This is a genomic window from Allobosea sp. TBD101 (assembly GCF_059817965.1).
The window spans coordinates 2,797,187-2,821,153 of the sequence record NZ_CM187543.1; the positions used below are offsets into that span (position 1 = coordinate 2,797,187).

The 23,967-nt window shown below is 66.4% G+C and carries 19 protein-coding genes; 8 read left to right on the forward strand and 11 right to left on the reverse strand.

Translation table 11 applies throughout. The features are described 5' to 3' along the window. Positions 1-12 precede the first annotated feature (12 nt). Complete coding sequence (locus AC6RIC_RS13760; protein WP_499732739.1) at positions 13-3,747, reverse strand: vitamin B12-dependent ribonucleotide reductase; 3,735 nt, start codon at positions 3,745-3,747, stop codon at positions 13-15. Between the two features lie 717 nt (positions 3,748-4,464). On the opposite strand from AC6RIC_RS13760, the gene AC6RIC_RS13765 reads away from it, so the two are divergent. From AC6RIC_RS13765 to AC6RIC_RS13780, 4 genes are all read left to right on the forward strand, one after another. Beyond that, a complete protein-coding gene (locus AC6RIC_RS13765; RefSeq protein WP_499732740.1) occupies positions 4,465-4,974 on the forward strand; it encodes a hypothetical protein in 510 nt (169 codons plus the stop codon). 61 nt (positions 4,975-5,035) lie between these two features. Next, complete coding sequence (locus AC6RIC_RS13770; protein ID WP_257735652.1) at positions 5,036-5,446, forward strand: NADH:ubiquinone oxidoreductase subunit NDUFA12; 411 nt, start codon at positions 5,036-5,038, stop codon at positions 5,444-5,446. 21 nt (positions 5,447-5,467) lie between these two features. Further along, positions 5,468-6,700: a glycosyltransferase gene (locus AC6RIC_RS13775; RefSeq protein WP_499732741.1), complete on the forward strand. Its 1,233-nt coding sequence runs from the start codon at positions 5,468-5,470 to the stop codon at positions 6,698-6,700. A gap of 89 nt (positions 6,701-6,789) precedes the next feature. Beyond that, positions 6,790-7,416 carry a DUF2155 domain-containing protein gene (locus AC6RIC_RS13780; protein ID WP_499732742.1) on the forward strand — a complete coding sequence of 209 codons (627 nt, stop codon included), beginning with the start codon at positions 6,790-6,792 and terminating at the stop codon, positions 7,414-7,416. Positions 7,417-7,440: 24 nt separating this feature from the next. Here the strand turns inward: AC6RIC_RS13780 and aat are convergent, their stop codons facing one another. Together aat and gyrA are read right to left on the reverse strand one after the other, a co-directional pair. Further along, positions 7,441-8,049, reverse strand: coding sequence for a leucyl/phenylalanyl-tRNA--protein transferase (gene aat, locus AC6RIC_RS13785; RefSeq protein ID WP_454658988.1), 609 nt, complete (start codon positions 8,047-8,049; stop codon positions 7,441-7,443). Positions 8,050-8,466: 417 nt separating this feature from the next. Continuing rightward, positions 8,467-11,190, reverse strand: coding sequence for a DNA gyrase subunit A (gene gyrA, locus AC6RIC_RS13790; protein ID WP_499736597.1), 2,724 nt, complete (start codon positions 11,188-11,190; stop codon positions 8,467-8,469). A 292-nt stretch (positions 11,191-11,482) separates the two neighbouring features. Here gyrA and AC6RIC_RS13795 point away from each other — a divergent pair, with 292 nt between their 5' ends. Beyond that, positions 11,483-12,115 (forward strand): MarC family protein, encoded by a 633-nt coding sequence (locus AC6RIC_RS13795; protein ID WP_499732743.1) that lies wholly within the window; start codon positions 11,483-11,485, stop codon positions 12,113-12,115. A 344-nt stretch (positions 12,116-12,459) separates the two neighbouring features. Here the strand turns inward: AC6RIC_RS13795 and AC6RIC_RS13800 are convergent, their stop codons facing one another. Continuing rightward, on the reverse strand, positions 12,460-12,705 hold the full coding sequence (locus AC6RIC_RS13800) for a hypothetical protein (RefSeq protein ID WP_499732744.1): 246 nt from the start codon (positions 12,703-12,705) through the stop codon (positions 12,460-12,462). Positions 12,706-12,915: 210 nt separating this feature from the next. Between AC6RIC_RS13800 and AC6RIC_RS13805 the strand changes: the two genes are divergently transcribed. The 3 genes from AC6RIC_RS13805 to AC6RIC_RS13815 all read left to right on the forward strand — a co-directional run bounded on the left by AC6RIC_RS13805 (position 12,916) and on the right by AC6RIC_RS13815 (position 14,245). Next, the gene (locus tag AC6RIC_RS13805) at positions 12,916-13,230 is read left to right on the forward strand and encodes an ArsR/SmtB family transcription factor (RefSeq protein ID WP_499732745.1); all 315 of its coding nucleotides are present in this window, start codon (positions 12,916-12,918) and stop codon (positions 13,228-13,230) included. Further along, entirely contained in the window at positions 13,227-13,499 is a 273-nt protein-coding gene (locus tag AC6RIC_RS13810) for an SRPBCC family protein (protein ID WP_499732746.1), read from the forward strand. The genes AC6RIC_RS13805 and AC6RIC_RS13810 overlap by 4 nt, the downstream gene beginning before the upstream one ends. A gap of 134 nt (positions 13,500-13,633) precedes the next feature. Then, a complete protein-coding gene (locus tag AC6RIC_RS13815; RefSeq protein ID WP_499732747.1) occupies positions 13,634-14,245 on the forward strand; it encodes an ATP-dependent Clp protease proteolytic subunit in 612 nt (203 codons plus the stop codon). Positions 14,246-14,385: 140 nt separating this feature from the next. Here the strand turns inward: AC6RIC_RS13815 and AC6RIC_RS13820 are convergent, their stop codons facing one another. The 7 genes from AC6RIC_RS13820 to guaB form a co-directional block, all read right to left on the reverse strand. After that, entirely contained in the window at positions 14,386-15,564 is a 1,179-nt protein-coding gene (locus tag AC6RIC_RS13820) for an E22 family MetX-like putative esterase (RefSeq protein WP_499732748.1), read from the reverse strand. A gap of 76 nt (positions 15,565-15,640) precedes the next feature. After that, a complete protein-coding gene (locus AC6RIC_RS13825) occupies positions 15,641-17,395 on the reverse strand; it encodes an AsmA family protein (RefSeq protein ID WP_499732749.1) in 1,755 nt (584 codons plus the stop codon). 96 nt (positions 17,396-17,491) lie between these two features. Beyond that, entirely contained in the window at positions 17,492-19,096 is a 1,605-nt protein-coding gene (locus AC6RIC_RS13830; RefSeq protein ID WP_499732750.1) for an ABC transporter permease, read from the reverse strand. Positions 19,097-19,173: 77 nt separating this feature from the next. After that, positions 19,174-20,184, reverse strand: a complete 1,011-nt coding sequence (locus AC6RIC_RS13835; protein ID WP_499732751.1) for an extracellular solute-binding protein — start codon at positions 20,182-20,184, stop codon at positions 19,174-19,176. 440 nt (positions 20,185-20,624) lie between these two features. After that, positions 20,625-21,728 carry a DUF2865 domain-containing protein gene (locus AC6RIC_RS13840; protein WP_499732752.1) on the reverse strand — a complete coding sequence of 368 codons (1,104 nt, stop codon included), beginning with the start codon at positions 21,726-21,728 and terminating at the stop codon, positions 20,625-20,627. Positions 21,729-21,870: 142 nt separating this feature from the next. Continuing rightward, on the reverse strand, positions 21,871-22,281 hold the full coding sequence (locus AC6RIC_RS13845) for an MAPEG family protein (RefSeq protein ID WP_454656810.1): 411 nt from the start codon (positions 22,279-22,281) through the stop codon (positions 21,871-21,873). Between the two features lie 70 nt (positions 22,282-22,351). After that, a complete protein-coding gene (gene guaB, locus AC6RIC_RS13850) occupies positions 22,352-23,845 on the reverse strand; it encodes an IMP dehydrogenase (protein WP_454656811.1) in 1,494 nt (497 codons plus the stop codon). Positions 23,846-23,967: the final 122 nt, after the last annotated feature.

The window sequence follows — 23,967 nt, forward strand, 5'->3', positions numbered from 1 at the left end:
GCCGTTAATCTATCAGCTGCACCCAGTCGTGCTTCCGCAGGTGTTGCACTTCAGGCAGGTGCCGTTGCGGACCAGCGTGAAGTTGCCGCATTCGCCGCACGAGTCGCCGACATAGCCCTTCATGATCGCCTCGGCCCGGCGCTCTGACTGGGTCGGCTGGGCAGCCGGCGCTGAGAAGCCGAGCTTGGCCATCTCCGCCTCGCCATAAGCCTCGGGCTCCTCCTTCAGCGCGGTCGCGCCTGCCGTGGCGAGAGCCGTCACAGTGGAGGACGAGCGGGCAACCGCATCGTTCGCTGCGTGGTTCCCTTGGCTGCCGCCCTGGATGGCGAGCAGGTTGATCGGCTTGCCGCGGCGGAAGCCGGTGGAGGCGAGGGGAGTCGTCACGATCGGGGTCGCATCCGGCGCCTTGTCCTGGCCGACGCCGCTGCCCAACACGTCATGGCCGATCTCGCTCGGGTCGACATGGGCGAGGTCGTTGCGGCCGAGATAGGAGATCGCCAGCTCGCGGAAGACGTAGTCGAGGATCGAGGTCGCGTTCTTGATCGACTGGTTGCCGGCGACGAAGCCCGAGGGCTCGAAGCGGGTGAAGGTGAAGGCCTCCACGTACTCCTCCAGCGGCACGCCGTATTGCAGGCCGAGCGAGACCGCGATGGCGAAGTTGTTCATCATCGCCCGGAAGGCCGCGCCCTCCTTGTGCATGTCGATGAATATCTCGCCGAGGCGCCCGTCCGAATACTCGCCGGTATGGACATAGACCTTGTGCCCGCCGACGGTGGCCTTCTGGATGTAGCCCGTGCGCCGATCCGGCATCTTCTCGCGCTCGCGCTTGCGCTCGATGCGCTCGACGATGCGCTCGACGATCTTCTCCGAGATCTGGGTGGCGCGGGCCGCCATCGGCTGGGCGACCAGCGTCTCGACGGCGTCGTCCGCCTCGTCGTCATCGTCGGAGATCAGCGCCGAGTTCAGCGGCTGCGAGAGCTTGGAACCGTCGCGGTAGAGGGCGTTCGCCTTCAGCGCCAGCTTCCAGGAGAGCATATAGGCGCTCTTGCAGTCCTCGACCGTCGCCTCGTTCGGCATGTTGATGGTCTTGGAGATCGCGCCCGAGATGAAGGGCTGGGCCGCCGCCATCATGCGGATATGGCTCTCGACCGAGAGATAGCGCTTGCCGATGCGGCCGCAGGGGTTGGCGCAATCGAAGACGTTGTAGTGCTCGGTCTTCAGGTGCGGGGCGTCTTCCAGGGTCATCGCGCCGCAGACATGGACGTTGGCGGCCTCGATCTCGGCCTTGCTGAAGCCGAGGAAGGGCAGGAGCTCGAACGACATGTCGTTCAGCTTCTCGGCCGGGACCTTGAGCGTGCCGGTGAGGAAATCCTCACCCAGCGTCCACTTGTTGAAGACGAATTTGATGTCGAAGGCGCTCTTCAGCCCCTTCTCGACCGCTTCGATCTTCTCGTCGGTGAAGCCCTTGGCGCGCAGCGTCGAGGGGTTGATGCCCGGCGCCTGCTTCATCGAGCCATGGCCGACGGCATAGGCCTCGATCTCGGCGATATCGGCCTCGCGGTAGCCGAGGGCGCGGAGCGCGTCCGGCACGGCGCGGTTGATGATCTTGAAGTAGCCGCCGCCGGCGAGCTTCTTGAACTTCACCAGCGCGAAATCGGGCTCGATGCCGGTGGTGTCGCAATCCATGACGAGGCCGATCGTGCCGGTCGGCGCGATCACGGTCGCCTGGGCATTGCGGTAGCCGTAGCGCTTGCCCTGCTCGAGAGCCTCGTCCCAGACGATGCGCGAGCGCTCCGCCATGGTGACGGCCGAGCCGCCGAGGCGGGCCAGCGTCGCATGGTCGAGCGGGACCGGGGTAACGCTCAGGCCCTCATAGCCGTCGGCGAGGCCATGGGCGGCCGTGCGGTGGTTGCGGATGACGCGCAGCATGTGGCTGGCGTTCTTCTTGTAGCCAGGGAAGGGGCCGAGCTCGCCCGCCATCTCGGCCGAGGTCGCATAGGCGACGCCGGTCATGATCGCGGTCAGCGCACCGGCCAGCGCACGGCCCTCGTCGGAGTCGTAGCCGAGGCCCATGGTCATCAGCAGGCCGCCGATATTGGCGTAGCCGAGGCCGAGCGTGCGGTACTCGTAGGAGAGTTCGGCGATCTCGCGGCTCGGGAACTGCGCCATCGTCACCGAGATCTCGAGCACGACGGTCCAGAGCCGGCAGAGATGCTCATAGGCCGCGACGTCGAAGGACTTGGTTTCGGTATCGTAGAACTGCAGCAGGTTGGCCGAGGCCAGGTTGCAGGCGGTGTCGTCGAGGAACATGTACTCGGAGCACGGGTTGGACGCCCGGATCCGGCCGGAAGCCGGGCAGGTGTGCCAGTCGTTCATCGTCGAGTTGAAGTGCAGGCCGGGATCGGCCGAGGCCCAGGCGGCGTAGCCGATCTTCTCCCAGAGGTCGCGGGCCTTCAGCGTCTTGAGGACTTTGCCGGTGGTGCGGCCGGTCAGGTTCCAGTCGGCATCGGTCTCGACGGCGCGCAGGAAATCGTCGGTCAGCGAGACCGAGTTGTTCGAGTTCTGGCCGGAGACGGTGAGATAGGCGTCGGAATCCCAGTCGGTGTCATAGGTGTCGAAGGAGATGTCCTTGTAACCCTGCTTGGCGAACTGGATGACGCGCTTGATATAGTTGTCGGGTACCAGCGCCTTGCGGGCGAGCTTGATCTCGCGCTTCAGGGCCGGGTTCTGCTCGGGATCGAAGCAGGAATCGCCATCACCCTCGCAGTTCACGCAGGCCTTGAGCACGGCCTTCATGTGCTTCTTGACGGTCTTGGAGCCGGTGACGAGCGCGGCGACCTTCTGCTCTTCCTTCACCTTCCAGTCGATATAGGCCTCGATATCCGGGTGGTCGGCATCGACCACCACCATCTTGGCGGCGCGGCGGGTGGTGCCGCCCGACTTGATGGCACCCGCAGCGCGGTCGCCGATCTTGAGGAAGGACATCAGGCCCGAGGACTTGCCGCCGCCGGCGAGCTTTTCGCCTTCGCCGCGCAGCATCGAGAAGTTCGAACCGGTGCCGGAGCCGTACTTGAACAGGCGGGCTTCACGGACCCAGAGGTCCATGATGCCGCCCTCGTTGACGAGGTCGTCCTGCACGCCCTGGATGAAGCAGGCATGCGGCTGCGGGTGCTCGTAGCTCGACTTCGACTTCACCAGCTTGCCGGTCTTGAAGTCGACGTAGAAATGGCCCTGGCTGGGACCGTCGATGCCATAGGCCCAGTGCAGGCCGGTGTTGAACCATTGCGGCGAGTTCGGCGCGACGCGCTGGGTGGCGAGCATGAAGCGCAGCTCGTCATGGAATGCAGCCGCATCCTCTTCCGAGGTGAAGTAGCCGCCCTTCCAGCCCCAATAGGTCCAGCAGCCGGCGAGGCGATCAAAAACCTGCTTGGAAGAGATCTCGGAGCCGTAGCGCTCGCCTTCCCGCAGCTCGGCGAGAGCGGCCTCGTCGGCGACGGAACGCCAGAGGAAGGAGGGAACGTCGTTCTCTTCGAACCGCTTCAGGCGCGCCGGCACGCCGGCCTTGCGGAAATATTTCTGCGCGAGCACGTCGCTCGCGACCTGCGACCAGGTCTCGGGAACCTCGATGCCTTCGAGCCGGAAGACGACGGAGCCGTCCGGGTTCTTGATCTCGCTGACGGCCGATCGGAACGGGATCGCGGCATAGGGCGACTGTCCGGCGGTGGTGTAGCGGCGCTCGATGCGCATGATCTTCGTCCCTTGATCTGCCGCGGGCCTGCTTCGCAAGCCACGCGCGGCCGGTTGATCACCGGCTCCTGATGTCAGCCCAAACTCGGTTCGATGCCCTGTGGGATCTCCGCGGTGTCGCCCCGCCGATGGTCCCGGACGCGCCCAAAATGCCCGCGCAAATCCGTTCGCTTCCGCTGTTGATGGCGGATGCGGCGGCAGGCCCGGAACACACTGGAAAACTAGGGTTTCGCAGTCATCCAGAGGGGGTGCCGCCGGCCGTCATGCGATGGTCAAAATCTAGTGCAGATACCCGCTGCGCGTCAAGGAATAGTGCCCTGTGATCCCTGTGGACACGACATCTGGTAGGGATATGTGGGTTATGGGGATAAGTTGCAAGGCGCCCGCTAAGCCTCGGAAATTACCGGGGAATCGGATGCGCATTGGCAAGATTGCCACAGTGCGGGATGAAGCGCAGTCCATAAAATCCCCGCTATTCATGGTTGACGCGAGCTGAATCCGGTGCGCGCCGGGGCCTGCCGCGAGCACCGCTTTCAAAGCCGCCCGGAAGTGGCTGATCTCGGGCGACTTCCCGGAGAATGCTCCCTGAAAAGGCCGTTCCGAATCGCGGCCGAATCGTGGCGGCGACTCAAGGCGCGCAGATTTAGCGATCGGCTTAAAGTGACGTCAGGTCGGTCAGGCTATGCCGGTTGCAGCGTGATCCGACCGGGATAACCCATGCACCGCTACGCCTTCTGCCTGCTTCCTCTGGTCCTGGCCGGTTGCACCGATAGCGAGCCGCTGGCTCCGGCCTTCGCGGGCGAATGGGCGTCCCGGGCATCCCGGGCGCGCGGCTGCGGCTCGGCGGCGCGGATCACCATCAACAAAACAGGCATCTCCGCCCCCGGGATGCCCGTGGATGGGCTCACCTTCACGAAGGCGACCGTCTCCGGCGCCACGGCGCATGTCGTCATGGAGCTGAGCGCGGGCGTGCGGTTGATTGCGGGGGCGCCTGACCCCAAGAAGCCGCGCGATCGCGACGATCCGCGCGACATGGAGATTCTGGCGACGCTGATCGCGTCAGGCCGGCTGGTCAACGCGACCAACGTGATGTTCCGGGACAAGCAGACCCGCCAGCTCAGGGCCGCCGATCCCGACGTCCTGGCCGTCATGAGCCTGACACGCTGCGACAAGCGCGAAACATCGGGCAGTTTCAGCACGGTCGGGCTATCGCGGGCTGGACAGTAGGCGGTGCGGGGGCCATAAGTCGCGCGATTATTTTGCATCGCGCGCACGGACTTGAAAGACGATGAAGGACTGGCTGCTGCAGATATTCACCTGGTGGAACGGCCAGACGATCGGCACGCGTTTCCACACTTGGCGCCATGGCGAGCGGGTGGGCGAGGACGAGTTCGGCAATGTCTATTACCGCACCAAGGGTGGGGTGAAGGACAAGGCGCTCGGCTTTCAGCGGCGCTGGGTGATCTACAAGGGCGACGCGGAGGCTTCCAAGGTGCCGCCGGGCTGGAACGGCTGGCTGCATCACACCGTCGATGTCGCGCCCTCCGAGGAAAGCTACCAGCCGCGCGAATGGCAGCAGCCGCACCAGCAGAACTGGACCGGCACGGCGCTGGCCTATCGCCCGCAAGGCTCAACCCTGGCCGAGGGCGAGCGCCCGGCCGCGACCGGCGACTACGAGGCCTGGACGCCCGGCCGCTGAGGCTTCCGGCGTAGCGCTCCGATGCGCATTGCCATCCAGACATTCGGTACGCGTGGCGACGTTCAGCCCTATGTCGCCCTTGCGCGTGGCCTGATTGCGCGCGGGCACGACGTCCAGTTGGCTGCACCCGAACAGTTTTCCGATCTGGCGTCGCGTCTGAGAGTACCCTTTGCCCCGCTGCCGGGCACGTTGCTCGACTTGCTCGACAGTGACGCCGGGAAGGCCGCGGTCGCTGCCGGTCGCGGTTTTTCTGCCGGCCTCGCGTTGCTCGGCAAGATCAAGCCGGCGATGACCCGGCTGATGGATGCTGAATGGGAGGCTCTACGTGGGTTCGGACCTCGTCTGATCCTGCATCACCCCAAGTCGCTCGTGAGCCCCGCCATTGCCGCCAGATTGGGGGCACGAAGCCTGCTTGCCTCGCCTTTGCCGGGCTTTACGCCTACATCTGCCTTCCCAAGTCCCATTCTGCCGATCAGGCTGCCAAGCCTGTTGAACAAGCCCAGCCACATGTTGATGGCCGCTGCTCCGGCCCTCCTGTTCGGACGGATGCTGACGCGGTGGCGACGCGAGCGGCTGGGGCAGCAAAGACGCTATCCAGACCCCTCGATCGGCGTGCTCTATGCCTATAGCCGCCACGTGATTCCGGTTCCGTCCGATTGGGATCCGAAGCGTGTGCACGTCTGCGGCTACTGGTTCCTCGATGAGCCCGAGAGCGGGGTGTCGCCGGCGCTTGCTTCCTTCCTCACGGCCGGGACAGCCCCGATCTATGTCGGATTTGGGAGCATGCCGGGAGATCGGCCACGAGAATTGGCCGAAGCAATCGTCGCTGGTCTGCGGCTGGCGGGTATGCGCGGCATTCTCGTCCGTGGTGGTGGGGCACTCGACCTGCAGGAACATGGCGACGACATGCTTGTGATCGATGCGGCGCCTCACGATAAGTTGCTTCCGCACGTTGCCGGAGCGCTGCACCATGGCGGTGCGGGCACGACGGGAGCGAGCTTGCGGGCAGGGGTGCCGATGGCTATCCGGCCATTCTTCGGCGATCAGCCATTCTGGGCTGACCGGATTGCGGCCTTGGGAGCGGGGCCCGGAGCTCTGCCGCGACAGTTGACACCCGATGTCGTGGCGGCCGCCGCAAAAGCACTGCAGGTGCCGGAAGTGCGAAAGCGCGCCGCTGAGCTCGGGAAAGTGATCCGCGCCGAGCAAGGGGTCGAGGCTGCGGTCATCGATATCGAAGAGCGCATGAGCTGTTGACGAAGCAGAGCGCCCTTTTTCCGCTGCCTTTGCCGTGTTACTGCGCGCCATCGCGGTTCTCCCGCGCTGTCGAAGAGATTCGCGCCCGCATGCCGTCGTTCTTTCGTTTCCCGATCCTGGCAGGCCTCGCCTCGAGCGCGCTGGCGACATTGGCCGCCACAGGCCCGGCGCACGCTGATCGCATCCGCAATCCGACGGCCGTCTTCGCTGGGCTCGACAAGATCACCGGCCGCATCATCTCCTTCGAGGTGGCGATCGACGAGACCGTGCAGTTCGGCGCCCTCCAGTTGACGCCGCGCGTCTGTTGGACGCGGCCGCCGACCGAGGCGCCGCAGACCGACGCCTTCGTCGAGGTCGACGAGGTCACGGTCAAGAACGAGTACCGGCGCATCTTCACCGGCTGGATGTATGCGGCGAGCCCGGGCCTGCACGGCGTCGAGCACGCGATCTACGATGCCTGGTTGACCGACTGCAAAGGCGGCACCGAACTCGTCGTCGATCCCAAAGAGCCGGAAGCGCCGCCGGCCGAGGACCCGCGCCGGCCGCGCACGCCCAACCAGCCGCTGCCCGGACAGCAAGCCGCTCCGCCGCCGCCCGGCGGGCGCATCGATGTCGAACCGCCGCGCGGCGTGCCCGTGCAGCCGCAGCGGCCGAGCCAGCGCTTCTTCCCGACCAATCCCGCCCCCGGCCGCGACCCGTATATGGGCGGCAACTGATCCAGCAGGCTCGCGGCAAGGCGCTCAGAGCGAGGCGAGCGCCTCGCGGCCGCTCAGCGGCCTGACCTGCCAGTCGCCCGGGTGCCGCAACGCATCGTCGAGCAGGCCGCGATAGCCGTCGCGCGGGATTTCGATCGTGCCGAACTGGGCGAGGTGGCCGGTCTGGAACTGGGTATCCAATAGCCGGTAGCCGCCCTGCCTGAGGCGGGCGACGAGATGGACCAGTGCGACCTTCGAGGCGTCGGTCTCGCGGTGGAACATGCTCTCGCCGAAGAAGGCACCGCCGAGCGAAAGCCCGTAGAGGCCGCCAACCAGCCGGCCCTCGCGCCAGCACTCGACCGTATGGACATGGCCGAGCGCGAAGAGCTCGCCGAAGATCTCGCGGATGCGCGTATTGATCCAGGTTTCGGCCCGGTCCGGCTTGGCCTCGGCACAAGCCGCGATGACGGCGTCGAAGGCGGTGTCGACCCGGATCTCGAAACGGTCCGAGCGCACGGTGCGGGCGAGCCGCGCCGAGAGATGGAAGCGGTCGAGCGGGATGATGCCGCGCAGTTCCGGCTCTACCCAGAACAGGCTGGGGTCGTCGGCGCTCTCCGCCATCGGGAAGATGCCGGCGGCATAGGCGCGCAGCATGATCTCCGGCGTGATCGCAGGGGAACGGACGGGCACGGAACGAGCCTTCATGACCGGATGGGAGCGTGAGGCGGGCTTTGAGTCAAACGGAAGCGGTGAGGGTTGATCGTACTTGCGAGGAGCGAGGCGACGAAGCAATCCAGGGGGCTGGTGAGACGTTCGACCCAGTTCCCTGGATTGCTTCGCTGCGCTCGCAATGACGGCTGGTGCCGAGGTTGCGCAAGGGAACCTCCGCGTCATCCCGGACAAGCGGCGGAGCCGCGCCGATCCGGGGTCCATCGTAGGATGGTGCACTCTACGATGGATTCCGGGTCAAGCCCGGAATGACGGCGAGGTTCAGTGCGAACTTGAGGCTCCCGCAGCAGGCGCCATGGTTTCAGATCGAGCCTGAAGCCATGGCCGCAAGAGGCTGATGGATCAGCCTTCCGTCGGCTCGGCACCCGGCGTTTCGTTGCCAGCCTCGCCGTCCTCGTCACCTTCGCCGTCGTCGTTGATGCATTCGACCGAGACGACCTTCTCGTCCTTGGCGGTGTTGAACACCGTCACGCCTTGCGTCGAGCGCCCGGCGATGCGGATGCGATTGTCCGGGCCGGCATCGACGGGGACGCGGATGAGCTGGCCGCCATCCGTGACCAGCATGAGCTGGTCGCTGTCGAGGGCCGGGAAGGAGGCCACGAGCTTGCCGTTGCGGTCGTTGACGACCATGGCGACGATGCCCTTGCCGCCGCGTCCGGTGACCCGGTACTCGAAGGACGATGTACGCTTGCCGTAGCCGCGTTCCGAGATGGTCAGGATGAACTGCTCGGCTGCACCCATCGCAGCGTATTTCTCCTGACCGAGCTCGATATCGCCGGCGCTTTCCTCCGCATCGGCCTCGGTCGCCGCCGTGGTCTCCGCACCGTCCTCGGCCTCGCCGGTCAGCGCCCTGCGGGCGGCCGCGGCGCGCTTGAGATAGGCGGCGCGCTCATCCGGTGTCGCATCGAGATGGTGCAGGATCGCGAGCGAGATCACCTCGTCACCCTTGGCCAGATTGATGCCGCGCACGCCGGTCGAATCGCGGCCCTTGAAGACGCGAACCTCCGGCACCGCGAAACGGATGCACTGGCCGTCGGCCGTGGTCAGCAGCACGTCGTCGTTCTCGGTGCAGATCTGCACGTCGACGATGTGGTCGCCCTCGTCGAGCTTCATCGCGATCTTGCCGGCGCGGTTGACGTTGACGAAGTCGGAGAGCTTGTTGCGACGCACCCCGCCCGAGGCGGTGGCGAACATCACGTCGAGCGTCTCCCAGCTCGCCTCGTCCTCCGGCAGCGGCATGATCGTGGTGATGCGCTCGCCTGCCTCGATCGGCAGCATGTTGACCAGCGCCTTGCCGCGGGCATTCGGCGCCGAGAGCGGCAGGCGCCAGACCTTTTCCTTGTAGACCTGGCCTTCCGAGGAGAAGAACAGCACCGGGGTATGGGTGTTGGCGACGAAGAGCCGCGCGACGAAATCCTCGTCCTTGGTCGCCATGCCGGAGCGACCCTTGCCGCCGCGGCGCTGCGCCCGATAGGTCGAGAGCGGCACGCGCTTGATGTAGCCGCCATGGCTGACGGTGACGACCATGTCCTCGCGAGCGATGAGATCCTCGTCGTCGAGGTCGGAGCCCCAATCCTGGATCTCGGTGCGGCGCGGCGTGGCGAAAGCGGCCTTCACCTCGGCGAGTTCGGTCTTGACGATCGTCTGGATGCGAAGGCGCGAGCGCAGGATCTCGAGATAGTCGGCGATCTCCTTGGCGAGCTTCTCCAGCTCGTCGCCGATCTCGTCGCGGCCCAGAGCGGTCAGGCGCGACAGGCGCAGTTCGAGGATCGCCTTGGCCTGCGCGTCCGAAAGCCGGTAGGTGCCGTCGGGATTCATCGGGTGGCGCGGATCGTCGACGAGCGCGATCAGCGGGGCGATGTCGTCGGCCGGCCAGTCGCGCGCCATCAGCGATTCATGCGCCGCGGCAGGCGTCGGCGCCGTGCGGATCAGGCGGATGACCTCGTCGATATTGGCGACGGCGGTGGCCAGGCCGCAGAGCACATGGGCGCGCTCACGAGCCTTGTTCAGCAGGTAGCGCGTCCGCCGCGAGACCACTTCCTCACGGAACTCGACGAAGGCCGAGATGAAGTCCTTGAGGTTCAGCACCTCGGGCCGCCCGTTGTTCAACGCCACCATGTTGGCGCCGAAGGAGGTCTGCAGCGGGGTGAAGCGATAGAGCTGGTTCAGCACGACATCGGCGACGGCGTCGCGCTTGACCTCGATGACGACGCGCACGCCCTCGCGGCTCGATTCGTCACGCAGGTCGGAGATGCCCTCGATGCGCTTCTCGCGCACGAGATCGGCGATCTTCTCGACCATCGAGGCCTTGTTCACCTGATAGGGGATCTCGGTGACGATGATCGCCTCGCGCTCCTTGCGGAGCTCCTCGATATGCGTCTTCGCGCGCATCACGATCGAGCCGCGGCCGACATGGTAGGCGGCATGGATGCCGCTGCGGCCCATGATCGAGGCGCCGGTCGGGAAGTCGGGGCCGGGGATGATCTCGATCAGGTCGTCGATCGAGATCTCGGGATCGTCGATATAGGCGACGCAGGCATCGATGACCTCGCCGAGGTTATGCGGCGGGATGTTGGTCGCCATGCCGACGGCGATGCCGCCCGCGCCGTTGACGAGCAGGTTGGGGAAGGTCGCAGGGAGGACCTTGGGCTCCAGGCGGCTGTCGTCGTAAGTGGGCTGGAAATCGACCGTGTCCCGGTCGAGATCGCTGAGCAGGGGCATGGCCGGCTTGGCCAGCCGGCTTTCGGTGTAACGCATGGCCGCCGGGGGGTCGCCATCCATCGAGCCGAAATTGCCCTGGCCGTCGACGAGCGGCACGCTCATCGAGAAAAGCTGGGCCATGCGGACGAGCGCATCATAGATCGCCTGGTCGCCGTGCGGATGGTACTGACCCATGACCGCGCCGACGATGTTCGCCGATTTGACGTGCTTCTTCTCCGGGGTCTGGCCGTTCTCCCACATCGAATAGAGGATGCGGCGGTGGACCGGCTTCAGGCCGTCGCGGACATCGGGCAGAGCGCGGCTCACGATCACGCTCATGGCGTAATCGAGATAGCTCTTCTTCATCTCGTCGGTGATCGCGATCGGCTTGATGTCGCCGCCGAGATCCGGGGCTCCGTCGCGCTTGTCGTCGGTATCGTCGCTCAAGGGGAAATGTCCCGATTCCTGCTGATTTTTCAGCCTTCTGGCTAGCCGATTCCAGCAGGAGAAGCCAGCAAAAGCGGGCGCTGTCCCGGCAAAAATTACGCCAATAAATTCAGCGCGTTAGAAGACATTCTCGAAGGTCTTCCGGCGCGCTGCCTCATTCCGGCCTTTCTTGGCGCGTGACGGCGGGCTTTCGGCATGCTGATGTGGCGCCATGTTCGTCGAATTCGCCACTGCCGCGCTCGTCACCATGCTGGTGACGCTCGATCCTCCGGGCCTCGCGCCGATCTTCCTGTCGCTGACGCGCGGGATGTCGGAGGGCGAGCGCAAGCAGGTCGCGATCCGCGCCTCGATCATCGCCTTCTGCATCATGGCCTTCTTCGCGGTGGCCGGCGACATCGTGCTGAAGGCGCTCGGCGTCTCGCTGCCGGCCTTCCGCATCGCGGGCGGGCTGTTGCTGTTCTGGATTGCCTTCGAGATGGTGTTCGAGCGCCGCACCGAGCGCAAGCAGCAGACGGCGGACACCGCGATCACGCAGGATCACATCCGTAACGTCGCGGCCTTCCCGCTGGCGATCCCGCTGATGGCGGGGCCGGGCGCGCTGACCGCGATGATCCTGCTCGCCGGCCGCGCCCATGGCGATCCGCTGCTGCTGGCGACGCTCGCGGTGATCTGCGGGCTGGTGGTGCTGTCCTGCCTTCTGGTCTTCCTGACCGCGACGCCGATCGCGAAGCTCCTGGGCGTCACCGGCAATATCGTGCTGACGCGCCTGCTCGGGGTGATCCTGGCGGCGCTCGCCGTGCAGTTCGTGATCGACGGGATCAAGGCTGCGGCGCAGGCGGGGTAGGGGCGGCGGGTCGGAAAGGCTGCTTTCGGCCGATAGCGGGTCGCCAACGGCAGTCTATGGACGAACCAATGTGATAAGAATTCTATTTAGCATCTGCCTTTTTATTTTTGTCTGGTGCACCTGCACCATCGTCGTCGCGCTTATCGGTGGCCTATTTTTTCAGCATCTTGACGAGTTTTCAGGTCTCATCGGCTTGATATTCGGTGCTTTGATCGGTCTTCCGGCAGGGTTCTTGGCAATCGGCCTTACCTGGCGGGATTGACTTGCGCATGTGATCTTGAGCGAGCGCCAGGGCTAAGGCTGACATCGCCCCATCGCGGACCGCGTGGTGCAGCACGCAGCAATCAGCGCTTCGGTCCCATCGTTCCGATCGTCTTCAAGCGCCCCGACCGGACCCAGCCGCTGACGTCGTTGCCGGTCCGGGGATTGAGATACATCACCGACGACCAGCCATCCCGCGTCTGCGCATAGGCGATGACCTCGTCCTTCGAGATGATGAAGATGCCTTTCATCGGACAGGCGCTGCTCGGCGCCGAATGGAATTGCAGGCGGCCGGCGCCGGTCACCACCTGGCTCAGTGGCGGCGACAAAGCCGGGGCTTGATCCGAGCCGGCCTGCGGCTCCGTGCAGGCGGCCTGTGCCGGGTGAGATGACAGCAAGGCGTATAGGAGGAAAGGTCCCGACCCTGTCGCCCTCATGGCTGCTCTCTCGCGCTCTGACTCTGTCCTCGTGACAGGCTAGCACGAGCCTTCAGCGCAATGCCTCTTGCGATTCACATAAGTGAATGCTTATGTGATGTCATGATCGAGAACGAGATCTTCAAGGCGCTGGCCGACCCGACGCGGCGCACCATCCTCGACAAGCTGGCGGCGGGCAGCCTGAATGCCAGTGCGTTGCGCGAGGGCATGGCGATCAGCCAGCCGGCGATGTCGCAGCATCTCGCGGTGCTGCGCGGCGCCGGCCTCGTCCGCGAGGAGCGGCAAGGGCGCTTCGTGAACTATCGGGTCGATCCGGAGGGGCTCGCGCTGGTCGCGCGATGGCTGACGAAATACCGCGCCTTCTGGCCGGCACGGATCGACGATCTCAGGGCCTTGCTCAGGGAAATGGATCAATGAGCGGCAACGACAGCCAGGCGGCGGCCGATCCTCTCGTCTTCGCGTTTCAGTTCGACGAGCCACCCGAAAAGCTTTGGCGCGCCCTTAGCACGCCCGGCCTGCGCGAGCAGTGGCTGCCTGATGCCGAGCTGGCCGACCCCGAGCCGAGCGTCGTCACGCCGGGGGCGGCGCTGCGCTACCGGATGCGCGACAGCGAGCCGCCTTTCTCGAAAGCGTGGTCACCTTCCGCATCGACGCCAGCGAGGCCGGCGGAAGCAGCCTGCATGTGATCCATGAACTGACCGATCATCGCGTCGGGCTGGATCTGGTCCCGGCGAACAGCAACGCACCACCGGTCATGCGCGCCGCTGCCTGAGGCGGCGCGACCACGTTCCATTCCCTGTCGAAATCCTGGAGTTCGCCGATGCGCGAAGCGATGCAACTCGTCCCTATGGTCGTCGAGCAGTCGAGCCGCGGGGAGCGCTCGTTCGACATCTACTCGCGGCTGCTGCGCGAACGGATCATCTTCCTCAACGGCGAGGTCAACGACGCGATGAGCGCGCTGGTCTGCGCGCAATTGCTGTTCCTGGAAGCGGAAAACCCGAAGAAGCCGATCCATCTCTACATCAACTCGCCGGGCGGCGTGGTGACCAGCGGCTTCGCCATGTACGACACGATGCGCTACATCCGCTCGCCGGTGCATACGCTGTGCATGGGCACGGCGCGCTCGATGGGGTCGTTCCTGCTGATGGCGGGGGAGCCGGGCGAGCGCGGGGCGCTGCCCAATGCGAGCCTGCATGTCCACCAGCCGCTCGGCGGCTTCCAGGGGCAGGCCTCCGACATCTTCATCCATGCCGAGGAGATGCGGCAGACCAAGCATCGCCTGACCCGGCTCTATGCCGAGCATTGCGGGAGCAGCTACGAGGAGGTCGAGCGCACGCTCGACCGCGATCGCTTCATGACGGCGGAAGAGGCGCTGGAATGGGGCCTGATCGATCGGATCGTCCACCGGATGGAGGAGCCGGCCGCGGCGTGAGCCCTACACGCGAGGTCATCCCGGGCGGAGCGAAGCGTAGACCCGGAATCCATGCCGGAACGGTTCAGGCATGGATCCCGGATCGGCGCCGCTGACGCGGCTTGTCCGGGATGACCGCTCGGGTGAACGAGGGCGTCCGGCTACTTCTCCAGGAACGCCCGGATCGCGCCTTCCGCCTGCTTCATCGATATTACGCCGTCGAGATGGCCGCGCGAGCCGTCGATGGTGGCGTGGGTGATGTCGCGCCCGGCCGCCTTCGCCGCCTTCACCGTCGTCGCGACCATGTCGGGCGTGAAGACGAGGTCCTTCGGCTGGGTGATCAGCAGCATCGGTGCCTTGATCTTCGCCATGCCGTCCGCGAGCGAGGTGCCGCCCGCCGCGAAGAGCTGATTCGCCTTGACGAGATAGAGGAAATGGTTGGCGTCGGAGAGCTTGGCGCGGGCCATGCCGGCATTGTCGAGCACGCTCTGGACCTGGAACTTGTTGGCGAGCGCCTTGCCGGGTTCATCGCCCTCCTTGGCCGGACGGCGGCCGAAGGTGGCGTTGGCCCAATCCTGGTGATTGGCCTGCAGCGTCACCGCCGTCAGCGCCTTGGCAAGACCGGCGAGAGGCGGGGCCTTGCCGTAGTAGTCGCCGTTGTTCCAGTTGGGATCGACGAGGATGGGCGCAGCCCAGACGTCGAGCCAGGCGATCAGCATGGCATCGGCCTCGCCGGCGCCGATCACCGGCATGGCCTTGGCGACCATTTCGGGATGGCTCGCCGCCCATTCGAAGGTCTGGAGCGAACCCATCGAGGGACCGGCGACGAGCGCGAGCTTCTTGATCCCGAGGCTCTCGACCAGTGCCTTCTGCACCTCGACGAAATCGCGGACCGTGACGACGGGGAAGTCGAGGCCGTAGGGCTTGCCGGTATCGGGATTGGTCGAGGCGGGGCCCGTCGTCGTGGTCTTCGGGTCGCCGGTGTTGAGGTTCACCAGCGTGTCCGAGGACAGGACGAAATACTTGTTGGTGTCGATCGCCTTGCCCGGGCCGACGATCGCGTCCCAGTAGCCCGGCGTCGGGTCGCTGGCCGCGTATTTGCCGGCGGCATGCGAGTTGCCTGAGAAAAAGTGGCAGATCAGCACGGCGTTGGACTTGTCGGCGTTGAGCGTGCCGTAGCTCTCCCAGCCGACGCGGACATTCTTCAGCGTGCGTCCGCTCTGGGTGGTGAAGCTCGGGAGCTCGAAGACCTTCTTCTCGACCGCCAGATCCTGTGCCTCGGCCATGCCTGCCGTCATCCACCCTGCGAGCGCCAGCGCGCCCATGATCCACATCTTCATCGCTGCATCCTTCCCGCTGCCGCAACCAGATCCGTCCGCATCAGAGCGGATTTACGATGATCGCGAAAGCGGGGATTCAACGCGTGAGCAGCGTCGGAACGAGGGAGGCGCCGGCCGGGCTCACGAGGGCCTCTGTCTCGATCTCGAAGGCTGGAGCATCGACCGGGCCCTTGAGCAGGAAGGGCAGCTTCGTGGCGCCGTTCGGGGAGGCGAGCAGTGCGGTCATGTCCAGGGTGCGGGTGCGCAGCGCGGCGCTGCCGGCAAGGTTGAAGCGGTAGTTCGCGCCGATCATCTGCGCCTCGGTCAGGGCGAGCAGGCCTCCGGCGATACCCGCATTGGCACTGATGCTCTCGTAGGGCGTCTTGCCCTGCCGCCAGTCGCGCAGCGCCTGGACCGGGCTGCGCTCGGCGCGGCGGAGCAATTCGCCGAAGGCGACGCCGCCGATCTCGCCCTGCCGGGCTGCCAGGTTGATCCGGCCGGTGAACGATCCCAGCAGCTCGTCGAAAGTGCGGCCGACGCCGTCCAGGGCGAACTGGAGATTGCCGGTGCCGCTCAGGCGCCCCAGCTGCGGCAGGTCGGATGCAGCCTGGCCGATATTCACCTTGTCGAGCCCGGCCTGAAGCTTGATGTCGACACCGGCGGGGGTGGCGATCGCGAGCAGGCGGCTCTTGATGCTGCCGCCGTAGGCGCCGGCGCGGAGCAGCCCGGTCTCGAAACGCCCCTTCTTGACGAGCAGATAGGTCGCAACGTCGTTGAGCCTCGCGCCCTTTAGGCGGGCTGCGTCGACGGAGATGCGCAGATCGATATCGCGCGCGGTCCAGGCTTCCAGGTCGAAGGGGGTCGTGTCCGCGACATCGACGACCGGAACCGGCAGCCGATCGACGATGCGGCCGAGATCGAGCGTCGCGCCGGCAAGCGTGCCCGACAACGCGAAGCGCCCGCCGGTCTCGGCGAGCTTGATCGCGCCGTCCAGACGCTCGCCATCGAGATTGACGATGGCGTTGCTGAACGAGACCTCGCGCGGCTTCACCTGGATATCAGCCGAGATGGCGACGGCGCCGAGCGCCGATCCCAGGCGCGATTCCTCGTCGAACCAGCCGAGCAATTTTGTCAGCGAAGGGGTGGAGAGGACGAGGGGGCCGCTGATCACGGGCTCGCCGGGGCCGGAGCGGGTGCCTTCGAAGCGCAGCTTCAGCAACGAGGACGTCGCCGACAGGGCCGCCTTGGCGTTGCCGCCGACCATGGGCCAGAGCAGGCTCACCTCGGTCGGGATGCCGCGCCAGTTGAGCTGGCCGGAGAGAGCGAGAGGTTCGTTCCGGCTGCGCTCGTCGATCACGAGGTCGAGATCGCGCACGACGCTTTGGATCGCGCCGTTCGCCCGCAGGAAGACGGAGCCCGCGCTGATGACGATCTTGCTCTGGCTTTGCAGTCGCTCGAGTTCGGCGAGCGCGGGAGCGAGCCATTCGGCGATGCCGTCGCTGCCGGCGGGGCCGGCGATGTCGATCCGGGGCGCGACCAGATCGACCCGGTCGAAGCTGATCTGACCGCTGAACAGCGGCAGCAGGCGCAGATGCGCCTTGATCCGCACGGCCTCGCCGGCGAGTGCACCGTCGCGCTGAGCGAAGGCGACCTGGGACAGGCTGATACGCGGCAAGGGCAGCAGGGCGATCTCGGCACGCTCGATCGTCTTGACGACGAAACCGGTCCGCTCCTCGATCGCCTTGATGGCGCCGCGCTGGACACGCCCGAGGGCGACATCCCAGGACTGCAAGCCCAGGAGGCCGATGGCGACGACGAGGCTGAAAGCGATGATCGCAGCGCGTCTGGTCATGGACTTCCGAATCGGCACCGGGCCGAAAGTCAGCCAGCCCCCTGGCGGCACAGGGTTTAGGCCGATGCGGAGGGCTTGTCGAGGCTGGAAAGCCGGCTATCCCGCCCGATCTGTGCCGGTTTTCGCCAGAACGAAGGCCGGATAGAGGCCGGCGAGGATGATCAGCAGCGCGGCCAGCGCACCGTCCTCGAAGACGCCGCGCGAGGCATGGCCGTAGACGACGGTCGCCAGCGTGTCGATGTTGAGGGGGCGCAGCAGCAGCGTCGCCGGCAGCTCCTTGAGGCAGTCGACGAAGACGAGAAGCGCGGCGGCAGCGATCGCCGGGCGCGCCAACGGCCAGTGAATCCGCCGCAGCAGCTCAGGTCCGGCGGCGCCCAGCGCACGGGCGGCGTCGTCGATCCGCGGCGAGACGCGCGCCAGCCCGCTCTCGACGCCGGAGACGCCGATGGCAAGGAAGCGCACGGTATAGGCGATCACCAGGGCCGCGCCGGAACCGATCAGGATCAGGCCCGGCTTGAGGCCGAACAGGGCGGATGCGGCATCGGCCAGCAGATTGTCGAAGGCGGCGAGCGGGATCAGCAGGCCGAGCGCCAGCACGGTGCCGGGCACGGCGTAGCCGAGGCTGGCGATGCGGGCGAGGGGCTTCAGCCAGGTCTCGCGGCCGGTGCGGCCCGCGGTCGCGATCCCGAGCCCGAGCGCCACGACCAGCATCGCGGCGAGGCCGGAGAGCAGGAGCGCGTTGCCGAGGAGGCGCAGCAGTGCCGTGTCGAACTGCGCCAGCAGGCCGCGCTGCAGGATCTCGACGACGAGATAGCCGACCGGCAGGACGGCTCCGAACAGCACGGGCAGGACGCAGGCGAGGGCGGCCAGCATTGCCCTACGCCCATGGAGTGGCCGGCGCGTCACCGGCCGGGGCTGGCGCACCGGCAACGCGAAGCGCCTCTGCCCGCGCAGTTTCCTCTCGACGAGGATCAGGGCGAAGACCATCAGCAGCATGACGCAGGCGATCTGGGCGGCGCCGGGCAGCGAACCGCGATTGACCCAGGTCGTGTAGATCGAGAGCGTCAGCGAGCGGACGCCGAGATATTCGGTGGCGCCGATATCATTCAGCGCCTCAAGCAGGACGAGGGTGAGGCCCGCGGCGAGCGCCGGGCGCGCGAGCGGCAGGCCGATGCGCCAGAACAGGCGGCCGGGTGCGGCTCCGAGATTGCGGGCGGCCTCGACGATGCTGGCGCCCTGCACGCTGAACAGCGCGCGCGTGCTGAGATAGACATAAGGGTAGAGGACGATCGCCATGATCGCGATCGCGCCTGGCAGGTTGCGCGGATCGGGAAACCAGTAGTCGCGCAGCGAGCGCCAGCCGGTCGCGGCGCGCAGAGCGCTCTGAAGCGGCCCCTGGAAACCGAGGAATTCGACGTAGATATAGGCCGTTAGATAGGTCGGCAGCGCCAGCGGCAGCACCAGCAGCCATTCGAGCGAACGCCGTCCCGGGAAATCGTACTGCGTCACCAGCCAGGCGCTGCCGACGCCGATGATGGCGCAGGCCGTTCCGACGCCGGCCAGCAGCAGGCTCGTCTGGACGAGGGCGGTGGGCAGGACGTTGGCGGCGAGGTGAGGCCAGATCTCGGCAGCCTGCCGGGAGGAGAAGGCCGTCGCGACGAGCGCGAGCAGCGGCAGCAGCACGAGCGCCGCGCCGGCCATGGAGGCATAGGCGAAACGGGTCGACGGCCGCCATCGGAATGGCGGCCGTCGCATAGCGCTGAGTGGTTGACTCAGGCTCAATTGTCGAAGCCGACCTTGTCGACCAGATTGGCCGCGGCCTTGCGCTGCTTGGCGACCTCGGAGAGCGGCAGCTTGTCCGGCGTCACAGCGCCGAGCAGCTTGACGGCAGAGGAGTCGGCGACGGCCGCGTTGACCGGGAACTCGAAGTTGCCGTTCGCATAGAGCGCCTGGGCCTTGTCGCCGAGCATGTACTCGACCAGCTTGACGGCGTTCTCCTTGTTCGGGGCGTTCTTGGCGAGCGCGGCGGCCGAGACGTTCACATGGGTGCCGTCATTGGCAAAGGTGGTCTTGAGCGGCTTGATCGCGTCGAACCAGCCCTTCTGCTCGTTCTTCGCCTCGCTCATCAGGCCGATATAGTAGGTGTTGATGATGGCGATGTCGCAGAGGCCGGACTGAATGTCGCGAGCCACGTCGCGGTCGCCGCCGCCGGGCTTGCGGGCAGCGTTGGCGCGCACGGCCTTCAGGTAAGTCTCGGTCTTCTCGGCGCCGTGATGGGCGAGATAGGCAGCGAAGAGCGCGTTGTTATAGGGGTGCTGGCCGGCGCGGATGCAGAACTTGCCCTTCCACTTGGGATCGGCGAGGTCCTCATAGGTGATCGCGTCCTGCTTGACGCGCTCCTTCGAGACGACGACGACGCGGGCGCGCTTGGTCAGCGTGACCCAGTTGTTGTCCGGGCGAAGCTGGGCCGGGACGGTCTTGTCGACGAGGTCGGACTTGATCGGCTGGGTGATGCCGGCATCGACTGCGGCGTTGATCTCGCCGACATCGACCATCAGCATGACGTCGGCCGGGCTGTTGGCGCCCTCGGCGCGGATGCGCTCCTGCAGGCCGTCCTTCAGGAAGACCGCGTTGACCTTGATGCCGGTGTCCTTGGTGAAGGCTTCCAGCACGGGGTTGAGCAGGGCAGGCTCACGGGTCGTGTACAGGTTCACGCCCTGCGCGAAGGCCGGGGCAGCGAGCAGGCAGGAGGACAGCGCCAGGGCGTGGAGATAGGTCTTTGCGATCATTCTTCTGCTCCGTCGGTGGGCGCGGTCAGCGCGATGGGCGAGCGATAGAACGCCGCCTGCGGAGCGTCAATGAAGTATTCCTTTGATATCAATGCCTTATAGGAATTCTAGTCTGTTTCGTATTTTGATGAATTCTAATAAATGGGGCACTGCCTTGGAAAGACGAGGGGATTTCGGACGTGCCCCGGTCGCGGGTCTTTCGGGTGAGACGACCTGTCGCGGCGGAATCCGGCGATCTCTTGTCGAACGTGGACGGAGTGCCGGCTCCCAGGATGTGCCAGCCATTGTCATTCCGGGGCGCTCCGTAGGAGCGAACCCGGAGCCCACGACTGGGTGGAGCATTCTATGCCAGGACCTGCAGGTCTCAGCCGGTCGTGGCTTCCGGGTTCTTCGCTGCGCGAAGCCCCGGAATGACAAGGGGCGTTGACAGTCTGGAAGGCCTAGCGCGACGGCAGCGAGAGCGGAATCAGGCGGACCGGCTCGCGCGTCGTCGGAGAGACCGTGCCGCGCAGGACCGCGTCGCTGGCGACGGTATCGTCCTGCAACTGCGCCTCGCGGACCCGCATCTGGCGCCGGACGCTGCGAGCCTGCGCTTCCATCCGGGAAATGCCGACCTGCTCGTCGATCTGCCGGCGCTGGGTCTTGCTGAGCTCCGAGGCTGTCCGGAAATCGCGGAAGTCGCGCCGGCTATAGGGCCAGCTCGAACTGCCGGCGAAGGTCGAGACCTTGCCGTCGAGCACGACGCTGTCGCCAGGCCGCAAGGTGATGTCGCGCAGCAGCGAAATCCGCCGTTCGCCGGCCTGGACGATGGCCGGGCGGCAGGCCGGATCGGCCGCCTTCTCGTGGCTGAAGGCCATCGGCAGGGCGCCATAGCGCTTGCCGTCGGCGGCGACTGCGTCGGCGATGCTGGTCCCGCCGGCAGCCATCCTGAAGACCTTTACCGGAACGCCCGGGTTCATCGCCGTGCAGAGCGTTTCATGGGCCTTCATGTCGCCGCCCGAGCGGAGATAGCCGATGGGGGCGTGGAAGCCGTCGCACAGGCGCACGCAGAAGGTCTGGGCGCGGTCCGCCGCGCCGGAGACCGCGTCGAGCGAGGCGCCGGTCGTGCCGGCTGGCCTGCGCTGCCGGTCGGCGGTCTTCTGGGTCGATTTCCGGAAGGGGTTGAGCTCGATCGGTGGATGCGCGAGGCGACCGTCCGGCTGGACCTGCATCAGCGGCAGGCGCCAGCCATTGCCGGCGGGAGCATAGGCATTGGCCTGCGGGACATAGCGGGTCGAGCTGTAGGTCGCGTTCTGCACGCGCCCCTGTTCCCGGCGGGCCGCTTCCTGGAGGAGGAATTCGCGCGCGCTGCCCTCGCTCTCGGCCTGGACCATCGAAGCCGTCAGCACCATGCCGCCGGAGCCGAGCGCGATCCCGAGCGCGGCAAGCGCCAGCAGGCGCGCGGAGGGGCTGCGGCCTGCGAGTTTCACTTTGCCGGAAGTGGCAGCCAGAACCTCACCGTCGCGGGCGAAAACCCGCGCCGGGACTTCACGGACACGCAACATCGCGTCACTCCAAACTACGCTTGTCCACCATCCGCCGCCATTCGGGGTGTAGTTTACTTTTCGTTAAGCCTCAACGCTTCCGGGCGGGTGCTCTCCGGAAACGGACGGGATGCTTAACGGGAGCGAGGAGCGTGGTTCCCGCTCAGAGCACGGAGATCAAGACGCCGAGCCACATGAAGAACAGCGCGATGACGCCGATGCCGTAGACGGCGCCGCGCAGCGGCAGCCTGTTGGAGCCGATATGGATGAAGGTGTGGACGACCCGGGTGGCGACAAAGAGCCAGGCGAGAAGCGCCATGGCGTAGCCGGTGGCACCCGTCTCCATCGCGACCATCACGAGCGCGAAGAAGACCACCGGCGTTTCGAACTGATTGGTGAAGTTCGCCGCGGCGAGCCGCGCCGGCAGAGGATAGCGCTCGGTCGAAACCGACACGTCGTCGGGCCGGACGGCGCCGCTGGTGAAGGCAGTCTTACGGCGCAAAGCCAGGATGACGCCGACGACGAAGATCCAGAAGATCATCGCCAGCGTCGGGTAGATCAGCTTGAGAGTCATGGTTGCGCGTCGCCTTGTGTCGCACCGGCCCGGATGAGCCGGGCCAGTGCTGCACGAAGTTCCGGCCGACTCAAGAGCGGGTCGGGTAGTTCGGGCTCTCGCGCACGATGGTCACGTCGTGGACATGGCTCTCGCGCAGGCCGGCGCTGGTGATGCGGATGAAGCGGGCCTTGTTCTGGTAGTCGGCGAGGTCCTTGCCGCCGACATAGCCCATCGCGGCGCGCAGGCCGCCGGCGAGCTGGTGCAGCACGTTCGAGACCGGGCCCTTGTAGGCGACCTGGCCCTCGATGCCCTCCGGCACGAGCTTCAGCGAATCCTTGATATCCTGCTGGAAGTAGCGATCGGCCGAGCCGCGCGCCATCGCGCCGACCGAGCCCATGCCGCGATAGGCCTTGTAGGAGCGGCCCTGGTACAGGAAGGTCTCGCCGGGGGTCTCGTCGGTGCCGGCCAGCAGCGAGCCGACCATGGCGCAGGAGGCGCCGGCGGCCAGCGCCTTGGCGAGGTCGCCCGAATACTTGATGCCGCCATCGGCGATGACCGGGACGCCGGCCTTCGCGCCGGCCGAGGCCGCATCCATGATCGCGGTGAGCTGCGGCACGCCGACGCCCGCGACGATGCGGGTCGTGCAGATCGAACCCGGGCCGATGCCGACCTTGATGGCGTCGGCGCCGGCATCGATCAGGGCCTGGGCGCCGCCGGCGGTGGCGATGTTACCGGCGATGACCTGGACCGAGTTCGAGAGCTTCTTCACCCGGCTGACCGCTTCCAGCACCTTGGCCGAATGGCCATGGGCGGTGTCGACGACGATGAGGTCGACGCCGGCATCGATCAGCATCTCCGAGCGCTCGAAGCCCTGGTCGCCGGTCGTGGTCGCCGCAGCGGCGAGGAGGCGGCCATGCGTATCCTTGGCGGCGTTCGGATGGGCGACCTGCTTCTCCATGTCCTTCACGGTGATCAGGCCGATGCAGCGATAGTGATCGTCGACGACGAGCAGCTTCTCGATGCGGAACTGATGGAGCAGGCGGCGCGCCTCCTCGGGGTTGACGCCCTCGCGGACCGTGATCAGGCGCTCCTTGGTCATCAGCTCTGAGACCGGCTGGGCCGGGTTCTGAGCGAAGCGCACGTCGCGGTTGGTCAGGATGCCGACGAGCTTGCCCTTATGGCCCTGCGGCCCGCGCTCGACGACCGGGATGCCGGAGATGCCGTTGTTCTTCATCAGCGCCAGCGCGTCGGCCAGCGTCTCGTCGGGGTGGATGGTGATCGGGTTGGCGATCATCCCCGATTCGAACTTCTTGACGAGGCGGACCTGTGCGGCCTGCTGATCGGCGTCGAGATTGCGGTGAATGACGCCCAGCCCTCCGGCCTGCGCCATGGCGATCGCCATCCGGGCTTCGGTGACCGTATCCATCGCCGAGGCGATGATCGGGAGGTTCAGCGAGATCGTCTTGGTAAGCCTGGTGCGGATATCGACATCCGCCGGCATGACCTCGGACGGGCCCGGCTCGAGCAGCACGTCGTCGAAGGTGAAGCCGTCGCGGATCAGGCCGTCGAGGGAAAGCGTCATCGTCAACTCCGAGACCGGGCGGGGCCGGCTTTTCGAGGGGGGCAGGGCGACAGGCCCGGTGCCGAGTTGACGAGGCCCGTTAGCATGGCCGCGGCGGGGCCGCTAGTGCTCGGTGAGGGATT

Coding starts and splice junctions, on each gene's coding strand:
- AC6RIC_RS13830 (WP_499732750.1), bottom strand. CDS start 19,096: ATGGCCGGCGCGGCGCTCGTGCTGCTGCCGCTGCTCGCGCTCGTCGCG.
- guaB (WP_454656811.1), bottom strand. CDS start 23,845: ATGACGCTTTCCCTCGACGGCCTGATCCGCGACGGCTTCACCTTCGAC.
- AC6RIC_RS13765 (WP_499732740.1), top strand. CDS start 4,465: ATGCACCGCTACGCCTTCTGCCTGCTTCCTCTGGTCCTGGCCGGTTGC.
- AC6RIC_RS13775 (WP_499732741.1), top strand. CDS start 5,468: ATGCGCATTGCCATCCAGACATTCGGTACGCGTGGCGACGTTCAGCCC.
- AC6RIC_RS13825 (WP_499732749.1), bottom strand. CDS start 17,395: ATGACCAGACGCGCTGCGATCATCGCTTTCAGCCTCGTCGTCGCCATC.
- AC6RIC_RS13835 (WP_499732751.1), bottom strand. CDS start 20,184: ATGATCGCAAAGACCTATCTCCACGCCCTGGCGCTGTCCTCCTGCCTG.
- AC6RIC_RS13845 (WP_454656810.1), bottom strand. CDS start 22,281: ATGACTCTCAAGCTGATCTACCCGACGCTGGCGATGATCTTCTGGATC.
- AC6RIC_RS13795 (WP_499732743.1), top strand. CDS start 11,483: ATGTTCGTCGAATTCGCCACTGCCGCGCTCGTCACCATGCTGGTGACG.
- AC6RIC_RS13805 (WP_499732745.1), top strand. CDS start 12,916: ATGATCGAGAACGAGATCTTCAAGGCGCTGGCCGACCCGACGCGGCGC.
- AC6RIC_RS13840 (WP_499732752.1), bottom strand. CDS start 21,728: ATGTTGCGTGTCCGTGAAGTCCCGGCGCGGGTTTTCGCCCGCGACGGT.
- AC6RIC_RS13810 (WP_499732746.1), top strand. CDS start 13,227: ATGAGCGGCAACGACAGCCAGGCGGCGGCCGATCCTCTCGTCTTCGCG.
- AC6RIC_RS13820 (WP_499732748.1), bottom strand. CDS start 15,564: ATGAAGATGTGGATCATGGGCGCGCTGGCGCTCGCAGGGTGGATGACG.
- aat (WP_454658988.1), bottom strand. CDS start 8,049: ATGCTGCGCGCCTATGCCGCCGGCATCTTCCCGATGGCGGAGAGCGCC.
- AC6RIC_RS13760 (WP_499732739.1), bottom strand. CDS start 3,747: ATGCGCATCGAGCGCCGCTACACCACCGCCGGACAGTCGCCCTATGCC.
- AC6RIC_RS13780 (WP_499732742.1), top strand. CDS start 6,790: ATGCCGTCGTTCTTTCGTTTCCCGATCCTGGCAGGCCTCGCCTCGAGC.
- gyrA (WP_499736597.1), bottom strand. CDS start 11,190: ATGAAGAAGAGCTATCTCGATTACGCCATGAGCGTGATCGTGAGCCGC.
- AC6RIC_RS13770 (WP_257735652.1), top strand. CDS start 5,036: ATGAAGGACTGGCTGCTGCAGATATTCACCTGGTGGAACGGCCAGACG.
- AC6RIC_RS13815 (WP_499732747.1), top strand. CDS start 13,634: ATGCGCGAAGCGATGCAACTCGTCCCTATGGTCGTCGAGCAGTCGAGC.